Raw genomic sequence first — 5702 nt, forward strand, 5'->3', positions numbered from 1 at the left:
CATCACCAATGTGGTCGTCATGCTTCACGGCGGGACCTACTCGGGATATAACCCCGGGAATTATCTCACCTATCTTCCGACGAACATGGCCGTGTCCGGCGCGTATGCGGAGGCGCATGAAAGCTATGGATGCGTCCCGGACAGCTTTTTCGAAACGCGGCTGCAGACGCAATTCCCCGAATCGCTTTACTATCGCCTCGGGTATGCGACGTATTCCGGTGCGGTCGCCGAGCCGTATCTGGGTTTTCTCAAGGCGTCTTCGAGCACCAATGATGCGAACAATCTGCGTGCCATGTTGCTACAGGGGTTCACCACGCTCGAAGCGTCGTTCTTCGCTTCCTGGAGCAGAAGCCGCGGGCCCAACACCTTCGTGGGCGATCCCTTATCGCGCCCGTTCATTGCGGCGCCGGCAGTGTCATTCGCTCTTGCCCATGGCGCAATGGTAAGCGGATCGGCGGCTGTTTCCGTGAACGCGTCATCGTCTGCGGGAATAGGCCGCACGGAACTTTTCATCGATGGTGCGCGCGTGACGAATGTCGCGAGCGGTTCGATGACATTTCCCTGGGATACGACGCTCTCTGCCGACGGCGAGCATACGCTCTATGCCGCGGCCTACGATCCCACGACCATGATGCATGCCGGGAGTGCTTCGATCTCGGTCATCGTTACGAACAGCGGAAGCATCCCGCCGCCCGCCGCCCCGCGCGATCTTGCACGCAGCATGGCGGATACGAATGCGGTTGCGCTGTCCTGGTTCGATGCCTCATCGTCGGAGACCGCTTTCAATGTGTATCGAAGCCCGGACAATGTGACCTATTCGCTCATCGGTGTTGTCGGGGCGAATACGACCGTGTTCACGAACGGCGGACTTTTGACCAATGTGAAATATTATTATACGGTGGCTGCTACGAACAATGCGGGGCTTTCGGCGCTGTCCTCACCGATCACCGTGCTCATCATCCCGCCGATGGCGCCGTCGTCGCCCGCGATAAGTTCGGCGACGAGCAATACCATCACCATCACGTGGAGCGGCAGCGGCGTCACCAATGAGACCGGGTATAATGTATATCGAAGCGTGAACAGCGGGCCGTTCTCCATCGTTTCCGGAACGGCTGTCGATACGACGTGGTTCTACAATTCATCGCTTACGACGAACGTGCTGTACGCGTACCAAGTGAGCGCTACCAATGAGTACGGCGAATCGGCACGAACCGCGAGCATACCGTACATGATAACACCGCCGGCCATCGCTACCGGTGTGGCGGTAAGTACAACCAATTCGAATTCACTCGTGCTTTCATGGGTGGACAATGCTACCAATGAGATCGTCTATCGCATTTTGCGAAGTACGAACGGCACGGCGTATTCCGCGCTTGGCTATGTGCTGTCGAACATATCGGCATATACCGACACAACGGCCATTCAGAATACGCTCTACTATTACAAGGTGCAGGGAACGAATAAATTGGGTGACGGCATACTCTCCGCCGCCGGGCTGGGAAGCATACCGACACCGCATGCGCCAAGCAGCCTTGCGATAACACAGACAAATGCCGGTGCGCTTATCCTTGTATGGACCGATAATGCGACCAATGAATTGCAGTATCTCATCTATCGCGGGATAGGCGATGCTTCGTATACTGCAATAGGATCGGTCCCGCCGAACGCAAGTTCCTACACCGATACGACGTTCACCATCGGACCGATGTACACCTATAAGGTCCTTGCATCCAATGGGTACGGTCATTCGGCGTTCGCCGGTCCTGTGTCCCCGGTCGACCTCAGCCCGGCCGCACCCACGGCGCTCGCTTCGGCGATGGCATCGGGGACGATCACGATATCATGGACCGACAATGCGACCAACGAGACACAGTTCAGCGTAGAGCGCAGTTCCGATAATAGTACGTTCGAATCGGTCGGTACGGCGGCTGTCGACGACACGTCATTCGATGACGGCAGCGTTCCCGATTTCGGACGATGGTATTATCGGGTTGCGGCGACCAATGCCTTCGGCTCATCCGTTTCGTCAACGATATTCGTCGATGTGTACGGCTGTACAGCGCCGACCGGTCTTACCGCGGCCATCGCGAGCTCGAATACGGTCGTGCTCAATTGGATCGATAATGCCACCAATGAGATAGCATATATCGTGTACCGATATGATACCCTCACGTGGACCACCGTGTACTTCACGAACCTGATGAATACGACGTGCTATACGGACATCGGACTGAACACGAATGTGACCTATTATTATTACATCATCGCCACGAGCGGTTTCGATGATGCATGGTCGTCCGGAAAGTCGGTGAGGATAGTCGTCGCACCGCCTGCCGATCCGACGGCACCCTCGGCAGTGCAGCTCGATGGTTCTACCGTGCGGTTCAATTGGACGGATAATGCCACGAATGAGATGGGATACAATATCTACCGCAGTACCGATGGTGTCACGTACACGAAGCAGACGATGACGACTACGAATGCCGTTCAATTCGATGACGGCGGCCTCTCGCTCGGGGCAACGTATTATTATCGCGTCGCCGCGACCAATGTGTTCGGCGAATCGGCGCGTACCGCCCCGGTATCGGTGACCATGGTGCTGACGGTCTCGCTTTCCGATGCGGCCGGCTCTATCAATGCGGCTGCGAACTCGGTGCGTATCGCATACGTGCTCAGCAAGAACTGTACGAATGCGGCGCGGATAACGTTCTCCTATTCGGTAAGCGCACAGAATGCCTGGACGAATTTCGATGCGAACGGGGCGACGAATCGTACGGCGAACGGCGCCTCTTCGAACGAGTGGGTCATACCGACAGGGTTCGATACGACGAAGCGATACGATATACGCATCGTAGCCGATATCGAGGGGACAGCGAGCGCACCGGTCACGATAACCGGCCTGGATTTCAACCGCTTTTTCACGCTTGCAGCCGATCTGAATCGCGCTGCCGCGGCGAACAATCCCTACCGCGGGGAGGCCGAGGGTATCGTCTTCGTCAATCTTACCGCAGCGGCATCCGTGAAGATATATACCATCACCGGACGATATGTCGCCGATCTGCCGGCGCCCCCGTCGGACACGACAGGCAGGCGCGTGTGGAACGTGCGAACGACCGACGGCCGCAGGGTGGCCCCGGGCGTCTATATCTGTGTGATAGTCTCCGGGGGAGAAAAGCGTTCACTGAAGGTAATGGTGGCCCGATGATCGGTGTGCTTGACAACGACGGGCGAGATGTATTACAATGGTAGAAAGCCAGGGAATGGGAATGGTGACAATGAAAAAGACAATAGCGGCGGTACTGAGCGCGGTACTGTGTACGGCGGCGCTTTCGGCGCAAACGAGTTCGTTCGAAGTGCTCAATATCGGTACGGGCGGAATTTCGTCGTCCCTGGCAAATGCGACGGCGTCGGAACTCGGCAGCATCGAGGGTGCGTTCTACAATCCTGCGACGCTCGGATCGCTCACGGCGAACATCGCCGTTGTCGGGTCCTACAATCCCTATCTTTCGATGTCGATAGCGAGCGGTATCTTCGCCGCGCGTTTCGGCGCCATTTCCCTCGCTGCGTCGGGATACGGTCTCATCTTCGATCCCATCATCGGCTATATCACCTATAACGGCGATCCCGGGAGAGTGCTCGCCTCCGGCGACTATGTGTTCGGCGGGTCCGCCGCGCTGTCATTCGGGACGATGCTTTCGCTGCCGTTCCTGCTCGATATCGGCATGAGCGTTCGCTATGCCTATGAGGTGCTCGATACGGACTCGCTTTCCGCGCTCATCGGCGATGTGGGCGTGATACTCGGCTTTCGGAAGATCTTCGGAGAAGACACGCTCTCGTTCGGTGTGTACGGGAAGAACATCGGCCTTCCCCTTTCGTCACCGGTCGCGATATCGCTTCCCACGGCGATCATAGGCGGCCTTTCCTATCGGTTCGAACCGCGGAAATTCCTCGTCGGGTTCAAACTGCTTTTCGATGGCGCCTACTATTTCAATGACACGATGAAATTCAATCTTGGTGGCAGTCTGGAGCTTTTCAAGATCGTCTCCATCCGAGCCGGGTATATGTTCGGCTATGATATACGCGGGTTCACCCTGGGTGCCGGTGCGCATGTCCCCATCGGCGGCATGTCGCTCAGTTTCGATTATGCCCTCGTCCCGATGGGTGATCTCGGGATGCATCATTCACTGCAGCTCGGTGTTGCGTTCGGTACGGGCGGTATCGATCCGTCGCGCGACGCATTCGATAAGGGGGAAGCGTTCCTCACCGGAAAGCGCTACCGTGATGCCGTTGCACAGTTCTCCGCCGTTGACCGCACCTCGCCGCTCTATGAATCGTCCCGCGCGAAAATGACGCTTGCGCAGACCGCGCTTATTACGCAGGAAAAATTCGAGGAGGGTGAACGGCTTTTCGCTGCCGGCAATTATGCCGAAGCTGTCTCTGTATGGCAGAACGTCACCGGACCCGAGTATTCGACCCGTGCCCGGGACGGCATAGCGCGTGCGCAGTCGAAGATGACGGCGGAATCTCCTGCGGCAACGCCCGCTGCGGCAATGCCAACAACGGCGGCGATCGAGAATGTGAAAAGCTATGAGGATGTATATATCGAGGCGGTATCGTACGCAAAGGAAAAGAACTATCTGAAGGCAATAGAGCTTTGGAAGACGATACCGGCGGGTTCGGAACTGTATGAGCGTGCGCAGAAAAGCATAGAAAAAGCGAATACGCGCATAGCTCAGGCGGCAGAGCAATAGATCGATCAGGCGCCTTGACGCATGATCGGTGCCATGCTGCTGCCGGGCACTCGCTTGACACTTGCTCCAGTAAATCTATAATACTGCCATTGAGTATGGCCGCGGTCATGTGGGACGAAGTAGGCTGTATCCGGCCGCGGGCGAGGCGTTGCGTGACATTGAAAAAGATATGCACATGGGCCGTTCTTACCGGCGTTCTTACGTCGTGCAGTACATCCATTATGAACGTGTACAAGGACCCGTTGTTCCGGATCGAATATCGCATCATACGCGGCGAGAACACCTGCCAGCCCTGGGGAGAAGTGTGGGATGTCGCCCCCGACGATGTGAAGGACATGGACTTGAAATTGTGTGCGTACTTCAAATCGCGGTATACGAAGGACCCGAACGATGTCAACCGACGGGTGCTTATCTATTTTGAGAAGTATCGGGCACAGTACTGCGGGTTCGTTCGGGACAGGAAGAAGATGATATTCTGTCATCTGTTCCTCGATAAGGATGATTCATTCGACGATTGGAAGAAATTCAGTGAATTCGCCGGTCTTCAGGTGAGCGGCGGCGCGGGTACGGATTTCCTTTACCTGATATACGATACGGTCACGAAGACCTTCGTCGATTTCTGGGGGAAGGGGTCATGAAGCACGGACAAAGGCGTCGTATCGGCGCCGGTATACGTGCACTTGCATTCGTGTTCGCTGCCGCATCGCTCACGGCCGCATCCGAGAAGGATGCAGTAACGTCCGATGTTCCCGCGGCAAAAAATAAGACCGCAACGAACGCATCGTTCGCACAACGGACGAACGCCTCCGCGCGCAGGGCCGCTGCAGAGAATAAGACGAATGCCGTTGCGGCGAATACGGCTTTGATAGCTCCGCCGAACGCATCGGGTTTGGCCGGGACGAATGCTCCCGCAACGAACGCGGTACGCGCCGCGCGGCGCGAGGTCTCGAA

General features: G+C 56.7%; 4 protein-coding genes. All 4 read left to right on the top strand.

Annotated elements, in window-relative coordinates:
- On the top strand, positions 1 to 3205 hold a 3205-nt coding region (locus AABZ39_15565), incomplete at its 5' end, for an Ig-like domain-containing protein (GenBank protein MEK6796197.1).
- Positions 3206 to 3275: 70 nt separating this feature from the next.
- A complete protein-coding gene (locus AABZ39_15570) occupies positions 3276 to 4751 on the top strand; it encodes a hypothetical protein (GenBank protein MEK6796198.1) in 1476 nt (491 codons plus the stop codon).
- Positions 4752 to 4903: 152 nt separating this feature from the next.
- A complete protein-coding gene (locus AABZ39_15575) occupies positions 4904 to 5389 on the top strand; it encodes a hypothetical protein (GenBank protein ID MEK6796199.1) in 486 nt (161 codons plus the stop codon).
- A partial coding sequence (locus tag AABZ39_15580; GenBank protein ID MEK6796200.1) for a hypothetical protein occupies positions 5386 to 5702 on the top strand: 317 nt, incomplete at its 3' end. The genes AABZ39_15575 and AABZ39_15580, both read left to right, overlap by 4 nt.

Source organism: Spirochaetota bacterium, assembly GCA_038043445.1.
Taxonomy (GTDB): Bacteria; Spirochaetota; Brachyspiria; order Brachyspirales; family JACRPF01; genus JBBTBY01.